Origin of the sequence: Paenibacillus sp. E222 (genome assembly GCF_013401555.1) — a bacterium.
Classification (GTDB): Bacteria; Bacillota; Bacilli; order Paenibacillales; family Paenibacillaceae; genus Paenibacillus.
Genome location: NZ_CP058552.1, coordinates 5,803,965 through 5,824,175, shown reverse-complemented (window position 1 = coordinate 5,824,175; position 20,211 = coordinate 5,803,965). Strand labels below are relative to the sequence as shown.

At 48.2% G+C, this 20,211-nt stretch carries 17 protein-coding genes; 14 read left to right on the top strand and 3 right to left on the bottom strand.

The window, feature by feature from the left end; all coding sequences use genetic code 11:
* Positions 1 to 121 precede the first annotated feature (121 nt).
* On the top strand, positions 122 to 1,006 hold the full coding sequence (locus HW560_RS25650; RefSeq protein WP_179265077.1) for an AraC family transcriptional regulator: 885 nt from the start codon (positions 122 to 124) through the stop codon (positions 1,004 to 1,006).
* Positions 1,007 to 1,013: 7 nt separating this feature from the next.
* Here HW560_RS25650 and HW560_RS25645 read toward each other — a convergent pair whose 3' ends face one another.
* A complete protein-coding gene (locus HW560_RS25645) occupies positions 1,014 to 1,448 on the bottom strand; it encodes a hypothetical protein (RefSeq protein WP_179265076.1) in 435 nt (144 codons plus the stop codon).
* A 270-nt stretch (positions 1,449 to 1,718) separates the two neighbouring features.
* Here HW560_RS25645 and HW560_RS25640 point away from each other — a divergent pair, with 270 nt between their 5' ends.
* The 3 genes from HW560_RS25640 (at position 1,719) to HW560_RS25630 (ending at position 3,340) form a co-directional block, all read left to right on the top strand.
* Complete coding sequence (locus HW560_RS25640) at positions 1,719 to 2,144, top strand: GNAT family N-acetyltransferase (protein WP_256222005.1); 426 nt, start codon at positions 1,719 to 1,721, stop codon at positions 2,142 to 2,144.
* Between the two features lie 153 nt (positions 2,145 to 2,297).
* On the top strand, positions 2,298 to 2,744 hold the full coding sequence (locus HW560_RS25635; RefSeq protein ID WP_090896634.1) for a RidA family protein: 447 nt from the start codon (positions 2,298 to 2,300) through the stop codon (positions 2,742 to 2,744).
* Positions 2,745 to 2,749: 5 nt separating this feature from the next.
* Positions 2,750 to 3,340, top strand: coding sequence for a GNAT family N-acetyltransferase (locus tag HW560_RS25630; RefSeq protein WP_373564962.1), 591 nt, complete (start codon positions 2,750 to 2,752; stop codon positions 3,338 to 3,340).
* 216 nt (positions 3,341 to 3,556) lie between these two features.
* On the opposite strand, the gene HW560_RS25625 is transcribed toward HW560_RS25630, so the two are convergent.
* Together HW560_RS25625 and HW560_RS25620 are read right to left on the bottom strand one after the other, a co-directional pair.
* Entirely contained in the window at positions 3,557 to 5,401 is a 1,845-nt protein-coding gene (locus tag HW560_RS25625) for an IucA/IucC family protein (RefSeq protein ID WP_179265075.1), read from the bottom strand.
* 24 nt (positions 5,402 to 5,425) lie between these two features.
* On the bottom strand, positions 5,426 to 6,727 hold the full coding sequence (locus tag HW560_RS25620) for an MFS transporter (RefSeq protein ID WP_179265074.1): 1,302 nt from the start codon (positions 6,725 to 6,727) through the stop codon (positions 5,426 to 5,428).
* A 232-nt stretch (positions 6,728 to 6,959) separates the two neighbouring features.
* Between HW560_RS25620 and sbnA the strand changes: the two genes are divergently transcribed.
* From sbnA to HW560_RS25570, 10 genes are all read left to right on the top strand, one after another.
* Complete coding sequence (gene sbnA, locus HW560_RS25615; protein ID WP_179265073.1) at positions 6,960 to 7,967, top strand: 2,3-diaminopropionate biosynthesis protein SbnA; 1,008 nt, start codon at positions 6,960 to 6,962, stop codon at positions 7,965 to 7,967.
* A 27-nt stretch (positions 7,968 to 7,994) separates the two neighbouring features.
* Positions 7,995 to 9,014: a 2,3-diaminopropionate biosynthesis protein SbnB gene (gene sbnB, locus HW560_RS25610; RefSeq protein WP_090896648.1), complete on the top strand. Its 1,020-nt coding sequence runs from the start codon at positions 7,995 to 7,997 to the stop codon at positions 9,012 to 9,014.
* On the top strand, positions 9,005 to 10,228 hold the full coding sequence (locus HW560_RS25605; protein ID WP_257031437.1) for a type III PLP-dependent enzyme: 1,224 nt from the start codon (positions 9,005 to 9,007) through the stop codon (positions 10,226 to 10,228). The genes sbnB and HW560_RS25605 overlap by 10 nt, the downstream gene beginning before the upstream one ends.
* A gap of 42 nt (positions 10,229 to 10,270) precedes the next feature.
* Positions 10,271 to 12,169: an IucA/IucC family protein gene (locus tag HW560_RS25600; protein WP_179265072.1), complete on the top strand. Its 1,899-nt coding sequence runs from the start codon at positions 10,271 to 10,273 to the stop codon at positions 12,167 to 12,169.
* A gap of 24 nt (positions 12,170 to 12,193) precedes the next feature.
* A complete protein-coding gene (locus HW560_RS25595; protein WP_179265071.1) occupies positions 12,194 to 14,266 on the top strand; it encodes an IucA/IucC family protein in 2,073 nt (690 codons plus the stop codon).
* A gap of 134 nt (positions 14,267 to 14,400) precedes the next feature.
* Positions 14,401 to 15,372 (top strand): ABC transporter substrate-binding protein, encoded by a 972-nt coding sequence (locus tag HW560_RS25590; protein ID WP_177185678.1) that lies wholly within the window; start codon positions 14,401 to 14,403, stop codon positions 15,370 to 15,372.
* Positions 15,373 to 15,661: 289 nt separating this feature from the next.
* A complete protein-coding gene (locus HW560_RS25585; protein WP_090896661.1) occupies positions 15,662 to 16,663 on the top strand; it encodes a FecCD family ABC transporter permease in 1,002 nt (333 codons plus the stop codon).
* Positions 16,660 to 17,667 (top strand): FecCD family ABC transporter permease, encoded by a 1,008-nt coding sequence (locus HW560_RS25580; RefSeq protein ID WP_090896664.1) that lies wholly within the window; start codon positions 16,660 to 16,662, stop codon positions 17,665 to 17,667. The genes HW560_RS25585 and HW560_RS25580 overlap by 4 nt, the downstream gene beginning before the upstream one ends.
* 45 nt (positions 17,668 to 17,712) lie before the next feature.
* On the top strand, positions 17,713 to 19,311 hold the full coding sequence (locus HW560_RS25575; RefSeq protein ID WP_177185679.1) for a helix-turn-helix domain-containing protein: 1,599 nt from the start codon (positions 17,713 to 17,715) through the stop codon (positions 19,309 to 19,311).
* A 78-nt stretch (positions 19,312 to 19,389) separates the two neighbouring features.
* Positions 19,390 to 20,202 carry a phosphotransferase family protein gene (locus tag HW560_RS25570; RefSeq protein WP_177185680.1) on the top strand — a complete coding sequence of 271 codons (813 nt, stop codon included), beginning with the start codon at positions 19,390 to 19,392 and terminating at the stop codon, positions 20,200 to 20,202.
* Positions 20,203 to 20,211 lie beyond the last annotated feature (9 nt).

Sequence of the window (20,211 nt, the reverse complement as noted above, 5' to 3'; positions counted from 1 at the left end):
ATCGCCTCCTTGAATATAGCTCTAGACTATAACAAGGAAGCACTTCATTCGCCGCTTTTTGTGCGTAATCGCTTTCAAATGCCGCTTATTTTGCTATAATTCAGCTAAAGGGGGCAGCTGCATGATACAGACATTTCAAGCGGATTACCATGATCCCACCGGATATTTGAATATCGAATATGACCGCCGCATTGGATATTTTTCCATGACCGATGACCATCTGCATGACCATTATGAGCTGTACTACCTGCTATCGGGTGAGCGCATATACTTCATCAAGGATCGAACTTATCGGGTCAAAGCCGGAGACTTCGTATTCATTAACCGGAATACCGTTCATAAAACGATGGAGAGTGGAAGGCCAGATCATGATCGAATTGTTCTGTATATCAAGCCAGAGCTGTTCACCGAATTGGCCATTTTACCTGAGCTGGCAGAGGGGCTGAAGGAGCCATTTGGCTGGAATATTCCCATTCTGAGGCTTCCTTCACAGGTAAGTGAAACAGCGGAGCGAATGGTCAGTGAAATGATTGATGAGATGGTCCATACCAGAGCTGGAAGCAGTCTGCTGCTTCGTCACCGATCCGTTGAATTGCTGTTGTTTGCTTACCGTAACAAACATTTGAGCACCGTGCACTCGGCCGACAGTGAGCCGGTTCTGCATCCCAAGGCACAGGCAGTGGTGCGTTATCTCAACGATAACTATCAGCAGGATTTAGCGCTACCGGAGGTTGCTGCATTATTTCGAATTAGTCCCCATTATCTCAGCCGTTTGTTCAAACAGACCACAGGTTTCACGTTCAGCGATTATCTCAATTTGCTTCGTGTGAAGGAGGCGCAGCGCTTGCTGCGTGAAAGCGAGGATTCCATAACGGAGATCGCTCTGCGAGCGGGATTCAGCAATTTTTCACATTTCGGGAAGATGTTCAAGCGAACGGTTCAGGTGTCACCAAGGACATATCGTCAGGAGTTTAGAGAAGCAGGTTCGGTGAGAGTGCTGAGATAGGGGAGGTTTATTTCAATCGTTGGAGTCCCTTAAAAATGATGTTTGTTTTGTCACTTACCTTTTGTAATTCTTTCAATGAAAGCTTCGCATAGGATGGAGGGACCAGGTGCCAGTACTGATGGAAAAGATCACTTCGCTCGATATATAATCTTTGTGTCGTTCCATCGACCATATTCGTAATGAGCCCATAATATTCGAAAGCGTTCTTCATATTGTTCGTATAGATACTCAGGTTTGTTTCATCTGTTGTTTTGTTGCTTTTGATGTATCGATCCAGCTCTTTTTTATAATGTATACTTTCCAGAATAACACTGCGGTAAGCGGAATCGGCAGAAGACTCGACACGATGTATGAGTTTACGATACTTATGAAAAAAGATGGATGCAATAATCAGAATGATAGTGAATAAAATCAGAATAATATGTCGTGTTTTTGTACTCATAAATACGTCGTTATTTATGTATTTAGTATGTTCCCATTTTGAAAATGGAGTTCTACATAATAACATGTAATGACACTTAAACCTATAGGTAGATACAGGAAGGGAATTCTTGCGACTCGCGATCCGAAGCTGAATATGTAAAAAACGAACCTGAGCTATCCTGCGTGCGCAGATAAAGCATGGGTGAATTTCTCCTTTTAGTGTAACGAAAATATGATAGAATGTGGAAAAATACTGCAAGTAATTCCTGATAAGATGGGAGTAGGAACGATGTATACATATAAGGAAATGACAATTGAGCATTATGATCAGGCCATTATGTTGTGGGAACGAACGCCAGGAATGGGACTTAGTGAAGAAGTTGATTCAAGGAAAGCTATTTCGGCATATTTGCAGCGCAACCCGGGGCTAAGTTATGTATGTCTTGATGAGAATAAGAATCTTATTGGTACTGTATTAAGTGGAAATGACGGCAGAAGAGGATTTATGTACCATGTAGCCGTAGATCCTGCTCATAGGGGGCGCTCCATTGCCAAAACGCTCATTCGGTTTAGTCTGGAGCAATTGAGACATGCCGGCATTATGAAATGTCATTTGATGGTGCTAGATGATAATGAAATCGGTAATCGTTTTTGGGCGAGCCAGGGGTGGCAGCGGAGAGACCATATTTTGTTGTACTCTTCGAGCACCCTGTAATTAATGACTTATAATAGAAGGAAAATATCCCTTCAGCTCATTTTACATCTTGCGGTTCAAGAGCAACCGGCGTATATTGAGATTTAACTAAATTAGGAATAAATTGAAAGATTGATAGCTTGTAAGGACATCTTGTACATAAAGGAGAAGCCGATGATACAGACCAGATTGGACGAATTGGGCATTGTATTGCCCCAAGCAAGTACGCCGGCAGCAAAGTACACCAATGCGGTGATTGTAAATGGAATCATGTATGTGTCCGGTAAAGGGCCGGATACGCAAGAGCGTGGCAAACTGGGGGAGCAGTTTACGACGGAGCAGGGATATGAATTTGCTCGAAATGCTGCCATCGAGGTGTTGGCTGTCGTTCAGGAAGTGCTTGGTTCGCTGGATCGGGTGAAGCGGGTGGTTAAAGTGCAGGGGTTCATCAATGCTACCGCCTCGTACGAGGAGCACCATAAAGTGTTAAACGGGTTCTCGGATCTGATGCTGGATGTGTTCGGAGAACAGGGCGTGCACGCCCGTTCCGTATTGGGTGCTGTATCCGTGAGGGATAACTTGCCACTGATTATTGACTCGATATTCCAGGTAGAGGAGTAGCGTTCATGACCAATTCCTCTTCAATGAATCCGTTAATGCTGTCATTTCCCGAAAGTTTTGATACACCGCGTTTGACTATTCGTGCCCCGAGGTGGGGAGATGGAGCCGCAGTGAATGAGGCAATTCGTGAAAGTGCGGAGCAATTACGTTTGTGGCTGCCTTTTGCCGAGAGCATACCTTCATTGGAGGAATCGGAAGCGAATGCCCGCAAAGCCAGGCTGCAATTTCTGGAGCGTACCGACATGATGCTTCATTTACGTGACAGATTTACGGATGAATTCGTGGGCAGCAGCGGACTGCATCGAATCGACTGGAATGCACGCTGTTTCGAGATCGGTTACTGGATCAGAACTTCTCGTGCCGGTGAGGGTCTCATGACAGAAGCGGTCAGAGGCATTGAGCAGTTCGCAATAACCTATCTGGAGGCGAACCGGCTGGAAATCCGCTGTGATGCCCGCAATGTGCGAAGTGCCAAAGTGGCTGAGCGCGCAGGCTATACGCTTGAAGGTGTACTGCGCAAGATGCGGGGTGACAGTACAGGCACGTTAGTAGATATGATGGTGTTTGCCAAGGTAAGAGGCGATGAGTTTGAATAGAATAGTTTGAGCTGAGATAAGGAATGAATCGGAAAATGATTTCAAAGAAAGAAAGAAAGAAAGAAAGAAAGAAAGAAAGAAACGGTCCCTGGAAGAACACGTTGTGTTGTTATCCAGGGCCGTTTTTTGGTATGCAAATATTGGAGGGTGGGTGTAATGCTTAATGGACTGCTAAATGACCTGTTGAATGAATTGGAGCCGATAAAAGGAATCGCCTTACCTCATTGGATTGGGAATGTTGACGTATAACGGCGTCTCACCACGCTGATGGAACCGGCTGAGCAGATTGGCTTTGGCCGGTAACGTCTCGGTGGTCAACAGATCACGAATGACGTCGTTGATGTGAGAGGACTCGGCTGTCTTTTTCCAAAGGTCCTCCAACGTATTTCTCACCACCCTCCAGTATGGCTGCTCCGGTTGACCAGTATAGTATGCCAGGCGCTGCACCACATGACTGAGGTGATTGACAAAGAAATAATATTTCAATCGATGCCGTGATTCTTCTTCGGTATACAAAACAGGACTGTTGGCATTGACTACCTGGTCGATCCAACCTTGCTGTTCCGCTAAGACTCGATTGACACTGATGCCCTCCAGATCCCTAACCACAAAAGTGGCAGGCATGCCATCTTCAAGACGCAGCATGGAATTCTGTACATGAGCTTCCAGACTAATGCCTGTCTCGGCATACAGTTCCACAAGTGGAATCATGGACAACTCCAGATATTGACGAAGCCATTCATACCAGTCTGTCTGCACTCTCATATCATTTACACGATCCGGCGACAAAGATGATTGAAGACTTTCCCGGACAGCCCGGAACAACAAAGGTTCAGTTTCTCCGGGAAGCACCTCCATGAGAGAGGCCACAACATAAGGGGCCCCTGTAGCAGAGCTGCAAGACTCTGGTGCTTCGCGCAGGATCATGGAAAAGCCTGAGATCAACACCTCCTGGGTGGACGAAGGTATCTCCGGTACCTTCAAGCTACGATAGCCTTTTTCCAGCAAAATTTGAAATTTCTCTGACGTCCAGCGATCCTGAATCTGCTGTACTATTCTGGATGCATCTAGTGTGCGCAGCAACTGCTCTTCATTGTTCTCGCGAATAAAGTTTGTAATTCGAATATGAAGAGACAGCTTGTAGAAACAACCTTCCTTCGGATTCCAGACCGTGCGCACCGATGAGGTAGGATACACAGAAGGCCCGGTAGTGCCCAGATCAATCAAAGTACCTTGCTGTAATAAGGACTTTACAGGTTCAAGTGTCCGCAAATAGGCAGCCTGCCAAGGATGACAAGGGAGCAGGACATAATGTTTACTTTCCAGAGGGAGGAGCTTCCAAGCAGCCTCGGCCATTTCCGCAGGAACACAGGGTGCTTCACTGCCATAGTCCACGATATCCAGCCAATCCTCCAACACGAGTTCAGGTGCCACCGCAAAACAGTTGAGAGGGAAGCTAACGCCAAATTCAGGCGAATAGGCACGCGAATCCGAAGAACTGAAGCCCTCCAGACTTTTCGGCGTTGGATGAAATGGATGACCACATAGCAGTGCCTGTTCCAGATAGCGAAAATCCAATGTTACAGGAGACTCTGCATTCAATGCGTGCTCCAGATAAGAGGTCATATGCTCCAAACTGTTGTAAACCATCTGCTCCAGCTCGGCCCGTTTCAACATTCGGGCTTCAGGATTGGGTTCTACAGATGATATTTCATCAAGCAACAGCGTCGTTATTTGTTCAAAAGAAACCTCTCTCCAACCATCGGGCTGTGCCTCGTCTGATTCTGCAATGTGAAACGTGTCGCCATAGACATGATGTCCGGCGGCGGAACGATGAAGCAGATTTCCATATATCTTCTGACCAGTACGCGGTAGCTCAATAACAAGCGAAAGGTCTGGCCGCGTGGCAATTCGAACATAAGGATCATGCTGTTCGGTTTCTCGAAGATAGGCGTTCAATATCCGGCTTAGCATCTCCTGACGGGCAAGTCCACTTGGGGATACTGAAGAGGGATGAACTGTCTGCTGGAATGTGTCGATGGTGACGTTATCCTTGGTCATGATTGATTATCATCCTTTCACAAATTATTGGAGCGGCAGTTGTACGGGAGCTTTTGGCTCATGAACCGCCGGGCGGCGTACAGCAAGCGAAGCGGCGAGCATGACTGTCCCCATGACGAGAAATACAGCTGGAATTCCCCAGACACCTCCGATTAGAACCCCAATGGACGGACCGGCAATCTGACCAGCCATTAACATGCTGTTGGTAGCTCCGATGCGCACGCCCCGATCCTGATCGGTGGAGGATTTCAGCACGTTGAGCATGACCGTCTGCAATAGGGCGCTGTAGAAGAATCCTTGCAGAAAACGTACAACCAGCAGCCAGGCCACCCCGAATGGAAGTGTATGTGCAAGCAGGCACAAGCCGCATAACAAACCAGCCAGCCGGAGATTGCGTTCGGGTAAGTAACGATCGTTTCGCTTGCCCCACCACGATGCGCCAACCAGTTCGCCAACCGATGACATCGCGAGCAGAACTCCGACCGTAAGCGCAGCTGCACCCGAGGAAGGCACGATTTCACGAATAAACGGGGTAAACATCGTAAACGTTGCGAAATCTGCAAGCTTGAAAATGATGCCTGCGATAACGAGTCTTCGGGCAATCGGATGTGTAACTAGAGAAACAAAGGCATGGATAATTCCGCTTTTGTTTCTGTTTTTGCCATGATTGTTCAACAAAGCGACCGAAGGCTGGTGCTGTTCCACAGGAGATACCAGAGTATTGTTCTTGGCCGTACGTGTTCGATGCGTTGTTGCCCCCGTTAATACGATTGCGGCAAGCACAGCAAAGCTCAATGTCAACGAGGCCGTAATGAACAATAGCGGACGACTTCCCCATGTGTTTACACATATGCTTCCAAGCAGTGGTCCCACGAGCAGGCCTGCTGCCGATGCCCGCTCCAACTGTCCGAGCGCAGAGCCCTGCTTTTGGTCAGGGGCATGGGTTCCCACAAACGCACTGCTCGCATCAGATATGCCACCGAAAGCCCCCTGGCAGAGACGGAACAAAAAGAATTGAAAGGGCGTCTGGGCAATGCCCATTAGAAACATGCTAAGGGCCAGTCCGACCAGCGCTCTGACAACCATCCATTTTCGACTCCAACGATCTCCGATCTTGCCCCAAAGAGGGGTCAGAAGAGCGTAGGATAGAGCAGGTGCAGATACGGACAGACCTGTCCACATCAGCACTTCTTCCGGCGTTCCCGCGTTCAGATGCTCCATGTAGTACGGTATAAAAGGGCTGATTCCAGTCAGCCCGGCACTGGAAAGAAAGCGTCCACCCCACAAAATGCGGACGCTCTGTTTCCATGCCATTTGAGACAGCATATGTCTGCTACACCACCTTGATTTTGGCAATTTGAAACCAATTGCTGATCAGATTATCAAGAATGATTCTCAATGTCAATCTTAAATTTTTCAAAAACTTTCCAAAAATTTTAGTGTTGACAGGAAAAAAAAGGATATGCATAATAGGCCCTGTGTCCAATTTTGAAAATGATAATCATTATCAATAAAGTGATTTTGGACAACAATAGGCCCAGAAAGCTGGTGTAAACACATGGAACAAAGTACCTTGCAAATCAAGGATCGATCGTTAAAAGTTGCGGATTCCATTATCGATTGTATCGGTCAAACACCACTGGTTCGCTTGAATTCTCTGTTCGGATCTTCAGGAGCGTCGGTGTATGCCAAGCTGGAAATGATGAACCCCGGCGGCAGCATGAAAGACCGACCTGCACGATACATTATCGAGCAGGGTCTGCGAGACGGAACGATCAAACCGGATACACATCTCATCGAGAGCACTTCAGGAAATCTGGGAATTGGTCTCGCATTAACCGCCAAACGATATGGACTGAAATTCACCTGTGTGGTTGATCCCAAAATCACATCGACGAATCTGAGAATGATAACCTACCTCGGGGCACAGGTTGACATGGTGACTGAACCGGACGAACACGGAAGTTATTTGCAATCCCGCATTCGCAGAGTCAAGGAATTAGCAAGTCAGGACCCGGCAGGTTACTGGATCAACCAGTATGCCAACCCTTTGAACTGGCAAGCTCACTATCATGGTGCAGGTCAGGAGATTGTGGAGCAAATGGATGGACAGATAGACGTACTAGTGTGTGCAGTGAGTACGACTGGAAGCATTCTGGGTATATCCCGCCGCGTGAAAGAGGCAAATCCGCATGCGCGGATTGTAGCCGTTGATGCAGTCGGATCGATCATTTTTGGCACACCATCCCGTCAGCGTGAACTGCCGGGTATCGGCGCCAACCGGGTCCCTGAGTTATTCAGCCCGAACGAGATTGACCAAGTTATTCATGTGGATGATCGGGAATCCGTGCTGGGCTGCCAGAAGCTGCTGGAACGGGAAGGCATTTTTGCAGGAGGTTCGTCCGGATCACTGGTTGCTGCACTGGAGAAACTGGTTCCAACCCTGCGGCCTTCAGCCAAGGTGGTTACTGTCTTCGCAGATCGTGGAGAACGTTATCTGGACAGTGTGTATGACGAGCAATGGGTCAGTCAATTGCCGCCAAGCCAAGTGATCAAGAGTATCTAAAAATTTATCTCGGAGGAGAGATCAGATATGAGTACCGTTCAGGATCATAGCCTTTTGTATATGAGTAAACAGGATATTATAGATCTGGGAGGGCTGTATTCAGAGCCATATGTCAAAGCAGTAACCCGTGCACTGGAGCTTCATGCCAAGCGGGATATCGTGCAGCCGTTGAAGCCTTATCTGCGGGTTAACGAGGAGAGCGGTCATATTGCCGATCGCATTATTGCGATGCCTGCGTATGTAGGTGGCGATGTAGCGATTAGTGGTCTCAAGTGGATTGGGAGCAAACATGATAATCCGGCCAAGCGTCACAAGGAACGTGCAAGCGCCCTTATTATCCTTAATGATCCGGAAAGCAACTATCCGGTGGCGGTGATGGAAGGCAGCGTGATCAGCGGGATGCGTACGGCGGCAGTTACAGCCATCGGGGCAAGGTATTTAGCCAGAGAAAGCTTTCGCACAGTGAGCGTGATTGGCTGCGGGGTGATCGCCAGAATGCAGATCACCTCGCTCCTCGAACAATTTGACTCCATTCGGACCATCTATCTGCATGACCTGAATGCCGATACGGCCCGCCAGCTTGCCGATGAAATTGGTTTGCGTTTTGATCAGGTTGAAGTGCTGGTGGAAGATTCGTCAGAACAAGCGGTACGACAAGCGGAAGTACTCGTAACAGCTACGGTAGCCTCATCGCCGCATATTCCGTTTGAATGGATTGCCAAAGGTACATTTGTCAGCAACATCTCGATTATGGATTTGCACAAGGATGTATTTACGCAGGCAGACAAAGTGGTCGTGGACGACTGGGATCAGTCCAACCGGGAGAAAAAGATTATTAATCAGCTGGTGCTGGAAGGCAAATTCTCCCGTGAGCAGCTTCACGCTGAACTCGGCGAGATCCTGATAGGGGAAAAGCCAGGACGCGAACATGAGGAGGAGATTATAGTGCTGAACCCGATGGGGATGGCGATTGAGGATATTTCCAGTGCGGCAGAGATGTATGCAAGAGCAGTTGAACAAGGAAAGGGCACACGTTTATGGTTGTAGAGTTGAATACATGGCGTATGCCTCAGGTTGAGAGAGTTCGTGAGCATCTATTGGCACTGAAAGAACAGCAGAACGAACCGGTATGTGCCTACATCCGGGATGTAACAGCACTCGTCGCTCATGTGCGTCAACGTGTACAATCCATGCCGGAATCTAGTCAGCTGTTCTATGCCATCAAAGCCAACTCGGAAGAAGAGGTGCTTCGAGCGCTGGCCCCTGTAGTACATGGCTTTGAAGTGGCATCTTTGGGCGAGATCATGAAGGTGAGACAAGTCTCTGCCGATATTCCGATTCTGTTTGGTGGACCAGGCAAGACGGAAGCCGAACTGCGTGGTGCGATAGAGCATAAGGTGCAGCTTATCCATGTGGAGAGTATGCACGAGTTGAACAAGCTGAACGAGATTGCCCGTCAAAATGACGTCCGGGTATCCGTTTTGCTGCGGATTAACCTGAAAGGTCCACTGCCGCAGGCGACACTGGCGATGGGCGGTCGTCCGACCCAGTTCGGAATCGACGAGGTCATGCTGCCACAAGTCATGAACCAGTTCCGGCATTTGCCACATATTCAGGTGGAAGGCTTTCATTTTCACTCCCTTTCGAACAACCTGGATGCGGAGCAGCATGTGAAACTGGTTGAGTATTACTGCACCATCGCGCGGGATTGGGCGAGGCAATATGGTTTCACATTTCGGTATTTGAATGCCGGAGGTGGAATTGGTGTGAACTATGCGCATCTGGAGCAACAGTTCGACTGGAACACATTTGTGAATGGGATTGCACCGGTATTGCAAAAGAAACTGCCTTCGGAAACGACTTTGTTGTTCGAATGTGGGCGTTACATTACGGCATCGAGTGGGTATTATGCAACCGAGGTGCTGGACGTTAAAGTCAACCACGGCAAAACATATGTCATCGTGCGTGGCGGTACACATCACTTTCGCCTGCCCGTTTCTTGGCAGCACAGTCATCCGTTCGAGGTGATTGAGGTGGAGAACTGGACGCATCCGTACTATAGACCCGAGGTGAAGGAAGCCGCTTTTACAGTGGCAGGCCAGCTATGTACACCGAAGGATATTTTGGCGAGTGATGTTACATCAGGCAGAGTTCGGGCAGGAGACATTTTGCTGTTCCACTTCGCGGGCGCTTACGGGTGGGCGATCTCGCATCATGACTTTTTGAGTCATCCGCATCCGCAGCACATTTATTTGCAGTAACACATGAACGGTTTGAGGCAGTGAAATCATGGGAGGTGCCATATGAACGGTCTAACAGCAGCATTGGTCAGGTCCGAAGAGTGGATAATGGTGCGACGACGTATCTTCAGGCAATTAGTGGAGTCATTTTTGTATGAGAAAATCTTGAGTGAATCGGTGATCGGGCCTCATGCGGAGGCAGAGTATACCCTGCGAGGGGAGGCGGAGACAGGAGAGCAGGTGGAATACACCTTTTGGGCTGTTCGAAAAGAGAGCTTTGATCGCATTCGGCTGTCAGATAAACCGATTATGCGGATAACATCGATAGATCGAGCTGAAGCGGATTCCATTCCTCGTTTTTTACTGGAGATAGCTGCGCATATTCCCACATCCGAAGCTCAGCTGGCGCAATTCATGGATGAACTTCAACAAACCCATCTGAAGGACACGCTGTCCGTGCGATGGCGTGCTGGTCAGCCCGAACCTCAGGTATCGGATTATGACGAGTGGGAATCTGCCCTGATTGAAGGGCATCCGTATCATCCTTGTTACAAATCCAGAGTTGGATTTACGCTTTCTGACAATGAAGCCTATGGACCGGAGTTCGGGCCGGAATTCAAGTTGGTCTGGATTGCGATGAAACAGGATGCGGCCCAAATATCCATTTCGTCTTCACTGGACACATATGCTGAGTTTATTCATAACGAGCTGGGGCAGGAACTACAGGCATTCAAGTTGATTTTGCAGGAAGTTATCTCAAGTGCGGATTTGAAATTGAGTTCCAATGCCAATGACAATGCAGATGCCGATGCGGATGTTGAGGAGAAGGTGAGTACGGATGGGGCTGTACGTGTGGATGAATATGTATTCGTTCCTGTGCATCCCTGGCAGTGGGAGCGAATCATATCGGTGGCATGTGCGGAGCAACTCAGAACAGGGGAGATTATATATCTGGGCCAAGCAGGTGACACGTACCGTCCTCAACAATCCATTCGCACATTGACGAATGTGAGTCATCGCGATAAACCGTATGTCAAACTGCCGCTGAATATGGTGAATACGTCATCCGGCCGAATTCTCGCACAGCACACGATCATGAATGCGGCTCGTATCTCGGACTGGCTTGGTCGTGTGGTGGCAGAGGATACGTTTTTACAGGATGAGCTTGGTCTGATTGTGCTGAAGGAGATTGCGGGGGTATCGTACCATCACCAGAAACTGCCCAATCTGCTGGAGCAAAAAATATACGGATCACTCGGGGCGATCTGGCGGGAAAGTCTGCACCCGCGCTTAATGGCAGGAGAAGAGGCTTTGCCATTTAATGCGCTGTGTCATCTCGATCAGCATGGCACTCCGGTCATTAAACCATGGATAAACGAATATGGACTGGATCGCTGGGCCCGGCAATTGCTGAATGTGGCAGTGGTACCGCTGATACATCTGCTGTACGCGCACGGAGCTGCGCTTGAATCGCATGCGCAAAATATGATCATCGTGCTGAAACAGGGATGGCCCAGCCGGATTGCGCTTAAGGATTTCCATGACGGTATCCGTTACTGCCCATCCATTCCTCACCCGTTTGGATACCCGGATATTGAATATCCGCCTGCAAACCATCAGCGGGTGAATCGCAATTCGTTTGTGGAGAAGGAAGATCCTTCCGAGGTGAAGGACTTTATGTTGGACGCGTTGCTTTTTATCAACCTGACCGAAGTGGCATTTTTTCTGGAGAAGCATTTTGGTTTGAGTGAAAAGCAATGGTGGCGCATGGCTGCCGAAGTCATTTTGAATTACCAGGAGCGGTTCCCGGAGTTACAGGCGCGATTTGAACAGTTTGATGTTTTTGCATCCGAGATCGAAGTGGAACAGTTGACCAGACGGCGAATTCATGAAGGGCCGGGGGATTGTGTGCATCGGGTAAATAATCCACTGCATGTCTACAGGCCAGTGCGACAGCACTAATCAGGAGGGGAGGAGAGCATACGCATGGAAAGTAAGAGAATATCTGAATATCGGAGCCATGATGAGGATCAGGATAGACAACCGTTTTGCACAGAGGACTCCACCAGCCAGTTAGAAAATGGTGTTGCAAGTTCTAGACTTGGAGTGGAGAAGGAGCATTGGCTAGATCAGCAAAGAAAACTGTACACCGCAGCGCTGTCTTCACAGCACTTTACGGAGGCACGTAGACGCATATTCAGGCAGTTGGTTGAATCCTTGATGTACGAAGGTGTTATTGCATATAGCTCACGGAAGGAGCAGGGGTTCGACGTTTGGGAAATGGAAGGCATTGGTTTGAACGGCGAACGGGTTATCTACGCATGTAGGGGAACGAGGCATCTGACCTTTGGTCGTTTGCGGTTGAACCATGAACCGATTACAAGACGTGTCTATGTGGATGAGATTCCGGCTTGGGTTTCGGGAAGTAGCAGCATTCAAAAGGGAGAACCTATTCAGGCTGTAGCTGCAGTTGGGCAAGAAGCGGAGTCGATTTCTCTATTTTTGCTGGAAGTCGGACCAGCGATAGGCGCGGATGAAGGGAAGCTGCTGCATTTTGTTAAAGAACTGGAGCAGACGCTGATCAATGACACGCTGGCGCGATATGTACGGGCTGAGCGGCAGAATGATTTACATGCTCTTCCCGATGAAGACTGGGAAAGTGGAATTATCGAGGGCCATCCATATCATCCAAGTTATAAATCCCGTATCGGCTTCCGAATCGAAGATCAGCTTGAATATGGACCCGAGTTCGGCGGATGCTTTAAACCGATATGGGTCGGAATTCATAAACAAAACGCACGGATAAGTCATGGTACGAATGAACATGGACCGGCTGCAAGGGAATGGCTTCAGGATCAACTTGGCGAACAAGTGCTGGAACGCTTCCTCACGTCACTACAGGAAATGGGTACTGATCCGGCAGAATATGTGCTGATGCCAGTCCATCCGTGGCAATGGCGAACAACGATCAGTTCCGTTCTTGCCGAAGATATTCGTAACGGAAGCATCGTACCGCTTGGCAGCAGCGAAGATCGGTACACTGCTCAACAGTCGATCCGCACGCTAGCTAACCGATCACGTCCCAATTTACCGTACCTAAAGCTGTCGCTCAGTATGATCAACACATCAACAGGCAGGGTGATCGCCCCACATACGGTGGAGAATGCACCTCTCATTACCAACTGGCTGCAGGGGATTAGCATGCAAGATCCCTATTTGAGAGATGAGCTGCGAGTCATTCTTCTGGGGGAGATTGCTGGCGTTGCATATGATAATCATCAGACACCGGATGCTTTGAAGCCCCTCTCGTATGGTGTGATGTCTTGCATTTGGAGGGAAAGTGTACATTCCCGGCTGGAACCGGGTGAATCAGCGATTCCGTTTAATGCATTAGCTACACTGGACTATGCAGGGCGCCCGATAATTGATCCTTGGGTGAAAAAGCTGGGTTCTGATGAATGGCTTTCCGAGCTGCTGCTGACTGCGGTACGACCGCTCATTCACTGGTTGTTCGCTCATGGGATTGCGCTGGAGTCTCATGCACAGAATATGCTGCTCATTCACCGGGAAGGCAGGCCCTCACGCATTGCGCTGAAGGATTTTCACGATGGAATACGATTTACAAGAGAGGCCCTTGCCGATCCAAAGCTCTGTCCAGCGCTTGTCGAGGTACCGGAATATCACCGCCGTGTGAACCGCAATTCATTCCTGGAGACGGACGAACCGACAGAAGTTCGGGATTTCATACACGATGCCTTTTTCTTTATCAATCTTGGAGAACTGGCTTTGTTCATACAGGAGCATTACGAGGTCAGAGAGCAGACCTTCTGGAACAAAGCTCGTAAGATCATTATCGACTATCAACAGCGTTTTCCTGAATTTCATGAACGTTACGAATTGTATTCCTTGTTTGATCCTGAGATTGGAGTGGAGCAATTGACGAAGCGGCGTTTGTTTCCAGATGATGAATTGCGTATTCATCAGGTTCCAAATCCACTGGCGCACTCGATTATGGATAAATATGGGTTGAATGACGATGGAATAAAAAATAGTATATGAGATCAAAAGAATATTGCATGGACAGAAACTGGAATTGTGGGATATTGTTTTAATAATGATAATCATTATTGATTAGGTTATTAAATAGGATCAGGGGGTTGGATCGAATGCAAGTAGAGAGAAAGAGAATTGGAATGAAATCATGGATACATTTTGCGATGTTGGCCGTACTGATGCTGGTGCTCGCGGGTTGTGGAAATTCGGGATCGGGTGCCGCTAATGGTACTGCAGCGGAAACCGCTCCAACCGAACCAAAGCAAGAAGAAACCGTAGCCAATACTGGAGATACACGTACCGTCAAAGATGCTTATGGTGAGGTACAGGTTCCAACCAATGCAAGTCGAATTGTGGTACTGGACATTGGGGCCTTGGATAATTTGCTCGAGTTAGGCATTACACCTGTGGGCGCACCTTCCATCCTCGCAGCAGGCGATCCATACCCGGCCTATCTGAAAGGCACAGAAGGCATTGAGAATATCGGATCGGTGAATGAACCAAGCCTGGAGGCTATCGATGCACTGAAGCCGGACTTGATCATTGGTAATAAAGATACACATGATGCTATCCATGATCAGTTAAAACAAATCGCGCCTACGGTGTTTGTAGAAACACTCGGGGTTACCTGGAAAGAAAATCTGCAGCTTCATGCCAATGCTGTAAACAAGCTGGAAGATGGCAAGAAGCTGTTGGATACATATCAGCAGCGCATTGAGGAATTGAAATCCACGCTTGCAGGCAAAGATGCCAAGGAAGTATCGCTGTTCCGTCCCCGTGAAGACAAAATTCAGGTCTATCTGAAAGAAACCTTTGCAGGTACGATTATGGAAGATGCCGGAATTATTCGTCCCGCAGCACAGCAGGATGCAGGCTTCTCCAAGGATATTACGGAAGAACAGATTGCTGATCTCGATGGTGACGTAATCTTCTGGTTTAACCGTGAGCCGGATGCGTTCGCCAAACTGGAGAAAAGTAAATTGTGGGCGACGTTGAAAGGAGTTCAAAACCAAGCTGTGCATCCGGTTGATTGGGAGTACTGGATGAGTGGTCTGGGCATTCAGGCTGTAAACAAGGTTGTGGATGACTTGAACACCTATGTAGCCAACTAAACGCAAAATATGCTGCACCTTTTCCAGAGATAGGGGATTGGGAAATCAGCACTATCATTCGCAATTATGCTTCCAAGTGGTCATAGCTTAACTGTAAAATTGGGTCGTCGAATGTGACGATCCAATTTTTCTGATGTTTCTGCATAAGGCTCGTGCCACGTTATATTCGTGCTCTATATTTGATCTTATATAATAGAAGTAAAAATGTTGACAATCCGTTTTTTTAAAATGATTTATACAACTTATTAAAGTACATAAATCAAGCAGCATGCAGGTCGGAGGCTTAAAAATGAACACAAATACCAGGTTTAAAATCACTGGTTTAGCAACCATCATCGTGTTGACACTTCTTGCATTTCTATTCAGCATCATGTATGGCATCGTACAGATTCCATTGCGTTCCGTTGTGGCTGCGTTCTATGCCTTTGACGGATCGCGTGAACACCTGATCATTCAAACCGTTAGGCTGCCAAGAGCGGTTATTGCCGCCGTGGTTGGCAGCTCACTGGCTGTGGCCGGGTGCCTAATGCAGGCGATTAGCCGCAATGCTCTGGCAGGCCCTGAATTGTTCGGCATTAATTATGGCGCGGCACTTACCGCGGTGCTTGCTTCCTTTTGGCTGGGGACGACGTCTCTGCAATTATTTGCATGGTCTGCGCTGTTGGGGGCGGCGGTTGCAGGTGTGCTGGTTTTCCTTCTTAGTTCCACGGGCAGACAACCCTTATCTTCCGTCAAACTAGTTCTGGCAGGGGCTACATTAAATTTGTTATTTGCTTCATTGACACAAGGCATTCTCATCCTGAATGAGCAGTCCCTGGATACGATGCGCTTCTGGTTAGCGGGTTCATTGACAGGCAGAGATCTCGATCTCTTTATTCAAATTCTGCCTTATCTGATCCCTGGCATCGTCGGTTCGTTTGCATTAAGCAGTCAATTGAACATTTTTGGCTTAGGAGATGAAGTGGCTCAAGGATTAGGACAGCGAATGAAGATGATTAGGATCATCTGTATTATCGCCATTGTGCTGCTGGCTGGCAGTGCTGTCGCACTTGCCGGACCTATCGGATTTATCGGGTTAGCCGTTCCGCATATTGCAAGATCGATAACAGGCAGTGACTATCGCTGGGTAGTGCCGTACGCTGCTGTTCTAGGGGCACTACTGCTGCTCACAGCAGATATTGGCGCGAGATTTGTGTTGCCAGGGCAGGAAATTCCTGTTGGGGTGGTCACAGCTTTCTTCGGTGCTCCTTTCCTTATCTATCTGGCGCAAAGAAAGGAGAGATCGATATGATTTCTTCTATTATAAAGAGACGTGCACTCACCATTATTCTGATTCTCTTGTTGTTGAATGTGGGGGTGCTTGTGCTTAATGTGATGTTGGGAGATCGCTCCATCCCTCCGGGAGAAGTATTGCGCAGCCTGATGGGCAGGGGAGATCAGGAATATCACTTCACCATTCATCAGTTAAGGCTGCCCCGGGTACTGATCGGTTTTCTGGTTGGATGCGGTCTAGCATTGGCGGGTACAATCCTACAGGTCATTACGAGGAATCCTCTGGCATCACCTGGCGTAATTGGGCTGAATTCGGGTGCGGCTGCGGCGGTGGTTGCTGTCATGGTGCTGGTTCCTACTTTTCCAATGCGGCATATGCCGTGGATTGCATTCATTGGAGCCTTTCTCGCGGCCACGGTAATCTATGGATTGTCATGGAGAAAAGGAGAGTCAAGTTCCACAGTTCGCATGCTGCTGATTGGTGTGGGCATATCTGCAATGGCTGGCGCATTAATCACGTATTTACTGACGGTGGGCAAAATATTCCGGGTCTCCCAGGCTTCCGTGTGGATGGCAGGCAGTCTATACGGAAGAACGTGGGAACACTTTTGGCCTTTATTACCGTGGCTGCTCATCCTGTTTCTTCTATTAATATGGATGGCCAGATGGCTGGATATGTTTCTGCTGGATGTCCAGTCGGCTGCTGGATTGGGTCTGCGGGTGGAGAGCATGCGGGTGTTGTTCCTTCTGATGAGTGTAGGGCTCGCCGGGTCTGCGGTGTCGATGGCAGGAACGATTGGCTTTGTTGGCTTAATGGCTCCTCACATGGCAAGACATCTAGCGGGCAGCCGGAGTCTGATTCGTTTGCCGATTGCGGCGTTGCTTGGAGGACTGATAGTCATGCTCGCAGATCTCGCCGGACGTACATGGTTCGCTCCGTATGAGATTCCAGCTGGATTAATTACGGCGATTATCGGGGCTCCATATATGATGTATTTGCTGTTACGACGCAGAGGGATATAATGAAGTAAAGGATTCAGAATGCAAGAAAGGCTGGTGCATTTTTTCATGCCATCATATGTGAACGAAGCCAATCTAATCTATCTTTTATCTTCAGTACGTAAACGAAAGTTTCCCATGACCCGACAAGCCAAGCATGTTCGGGTTCCTGTATACATATTATGCTTTATTACAGAGGGCGAAGGAGTTGTTGTGCTGGATGGTGCGCTCCAGAAGGTTCGTCCTCTCCAGTTATATTTGCTTGTACCCGGCATGATTGTGGAATTCCCGGAACAAGGTAGTACGTTTGAATATTATGGTATATGGTTTGAACCGATTAGGTTAACCAAAACCAGAGGTAGATATGAAGCATTGCCTTCCTTGTCCTTATCTGGTGCACTCTCACCAGGGCATATTCCCGTGCATCATCCACAACAGATCCTCCAACAGATCGTGCAGTTGTATCATCACAGTGGGCAGGAACGAAATCGGGATTCATTGAAGTTGAGAATTCAGTTAGAGCAATTGATCCAAGATATTATGAAGAATGAACCGGAACAGCAGAGTACCGTAATGGATGAACGGGTTGAACGGAGCATCCTTTATATGGAGCAGCACTATACGGACAAAGTAAGCATTGAACAGCTGGCTGAAGCAGCAGGTGGCATGCCGCCGGTTGCTTTTTCACGTTTGTTCCGAAGCGAAACAGGTCTGCCTCCAGTCGAGTACCTAAGTAACGTGCGCATGACCCGGGCCAAGCAGATGCTGAATACGAAGAATAGTCGAGTGAAAGAAGTCGCAGCTGCGGTTGGTTTTCGAAGTGAATTTTACTTTAGTCGCATGTTTCAGCGCATGGTGGGTGTATCTCCTACATTATATATGAAGCGAGGCAAGTTAAAGGTGGCTGTAGCATCCTCGCTCGGATTCGACGACCATCTGAAATCAGTTGGAATTGAGCCGGTCTGTGTGGTGGATTTATTCCAGTATCCAGGTCAGAGCAATGAACAGTATGCGGAACAATTGCACAGACAACTGCTGGAATTGGAGCAGTCCAATCCAGATATGATCATTGCCGATCATTATCATACAGAGTTCAGAGAGCAGTTTAAACAAACCGCTGCGCCTGTATTTCTGGATTTCTCTGTGTGGGACTGGAAAGGAAACTTTGAGAAAATTGCCGAGTTGGTGAACCGGGAACGCGAAGCTGTGGAGATGCTGACACGTCTGGATGTGCAGACTGAGACAACAGGCCAGACATTGCGCCGGATACTGGGCCAGGAACGGATGACCATCATGCAAGTGAGCCACAGGACGATTGGCATTCAGGGCAGGGTGAATCATCCGCTCAATGAATTGGTATACGGCGAGCTGGGCCTGCGCCCATGTAATCAGGCTCCAGCAGAACTGTGGCGTATGGAGCTGCAACCGGAGGCCATGCCTGTATTGGAGACGGAACATTTGTTAATTCATCATCATCATATTCTAGCAGGTAGTGACAAAATGTATGATGAGTTAACCAGAACGCCCGTATGGCCCCAGATTCCGGCGGTGAAGGATGGAAAAGTTAAGCGTATTCCCAATTGGTTTGTGATGAGCTGGACTCCGTTGGGTAGACAGCGGATTATGAATGAATTGATGGCAGCCGTGGGTGAACCTCAAGACCGATAAACACCGCTGAACTGCTAGCATTTCAACAGGGAAGCTGCAGCAATAGGCAAACTACTTATGTCAGGGAGAGTGAAGAAAATGAGACGGATTGGGCAAGGACGAACGGCTGAGATCTATGAGTACCCATCAAATCAGATTATGAAATTATACCATGCGGATTTTCCAACCGAAGCTGTCCAGAATGAGTTTCGAATTACCGAGGCAGTATTCCAAAAGGGCTTACCTGTGCCACAGGCAAGATTGTTTAAGGATGATGTATCGCGTAAAGGGATTATATTTGAACGGATCGAAGGCAATACGATGTTATCCCTCATGATTCAAAAACCCGCTCTGATCGAAGAACTATCGCGTCAAATGGCAGTCTGTCATCATAGCCTTCACGTTCAGCAGGACGATGAAGGAATACTTCCCACACAAAAGCAGATTCTTACTGGAGCCATTCGAAATACCTCTCTGTTGTCGGAAGAGGATAAGACGCAGGTTATCAATTATATGTCCGCTCTTCCAGAGCGAAAGCAAATTTGTCATGGCGACTTTCATCCCGATAATGTCATGTTGAATGAAACGAAAGATCGATATTGGGTTATAGATTGGATGACAGGCATGTCGGGTGATCCGGCGGGTGATGTGGCACGAAGCTGGGTAATATTAATGAGCGGCACGTTGCCGGAGGATACAGACCCGGCTGTTCATAAAGGATTTGAATTGGCTCGCAATGTAATGCTTAATCACTATATCCAACATTACATCCAGATTTCCGGGATATCCCGCCAGGAGTTTGAAGCTTGGATTTTGCCTGTCGCGGCTGCACGTCTAGACGAAAGGTTACCTGCAGTGGAAGAGGATCAGTTAATTAAGCTTGTGCAGGATCGTATTCGTCTGCTGAAATGACCTATATAG

Coding starts and splice junctions, on each gene's coding strand:
- HW560_RS25650 (WP_179265077.1), top strand. CDS start 122: ATGATACAGACATTTCAAGCGGATTACCATGATCCCACCGGATATTTG.
- HW560_RS25645 (WP_179265076.1), bottom strand. CDS start 1,448: ATGAGTACAAAAACACGACATATTATTCTGATTTTATTCACTATCATT.
- HW560_RS25640 (WP_256222005.1), top strand. CDS start 1,719: ATGTATACATATAAGGAAATGACAATTGAGCATTATGATCAGGCCATT.
- HW560_RS25635 (WP_090896634.1), top strand. CDS start 2,298: ATGATACAGACCAGATTGGACGAATTGGGCATTGTATTGCCCCAAGCA.
- HW560_RS25630 (WP_373564962.1), top strand. CDS start 2,750: ATGACCAATTCCTCTTCAATGAATCCGTTAATGCTGTCATTTCCCGAA.
- HW560_RS25625 (WP_179265075.1), bottom strand. CDS start 5,401: ATGACCAAGGATAACGTCACCATCGACACATTCCAGCAGACAGTTCAT.
- HW560_RS25620 (WP_179265074.1), bottom strand. CDS start 6,727: ATGCTGTCTCAAATGGCATGGAAACAGAGCGTCCGCATTTTGTGGGGT.
- sbnA (WP_179265073.1), top strand. CDS start 6,960: ATGGAACAAAGTACCTTGCAAATCAAGGATCGATCGTTAAAAGTTGCG.
- sbnB (WP_090896648.1), top strand. CDS start 7,995: ATGAGTACCGTTCAGGATCATAGCCTTTTGTATATGAGTAAACAGGAT.
- HW560_RS25605 (WP_257031437.1), top strand. CDS start 9,005: ATGGTTGTAGAGTTGAATACATGGCGTATGCCTCAGGTTGAGAGAGTT.
- HW560_RS25600 (WP_179265072.1), top strand. CDS start 10,271: ATGAACGGTCTAACAGCAGCATTGGTCAGGTCCGAAGAGTGGATAATG.
- HW560_RS25595 (WP_179265071.1), top strand. CDS start 12,194: ATGGAAAGTAAGAGAATATCTGAATATCGGAGCCATGATGAGGATCAG.
- HW560_RS25590 (WP_177185678.1), top strand. CDS start 14,401: ATGAAATCATGGATACATTTTGCGATGTTGGCCGTACTGATGCTGGTG.
- HW560_RS25585 (WP_090896661.1), top strand. CDS start 15,662: ATGAACACAAATACCAGGTTTAAAATCACTGGTTTAGCAACCATCATC.
- HW560_RS25580 (WP_090896664.1), top strand. CDS start 16,660: ATGATTTCTTCTATTATAAAGAGACGTGCACTCACCATTATTCTGATT.
- HW560_RS25575 (WP_177185679.1), top strand. CDS start 17,713: ATGCCATCATATGTGAACGAAGCCAATCTAATCTATCTTTTATCTTCA.
- HW560_RS25570 (WP_177185680.1), top strand. CDS start 19,390: ATGAGACGGATTGGGCAAGGACGAACGGCTGAGATCTATGAGTACCCA.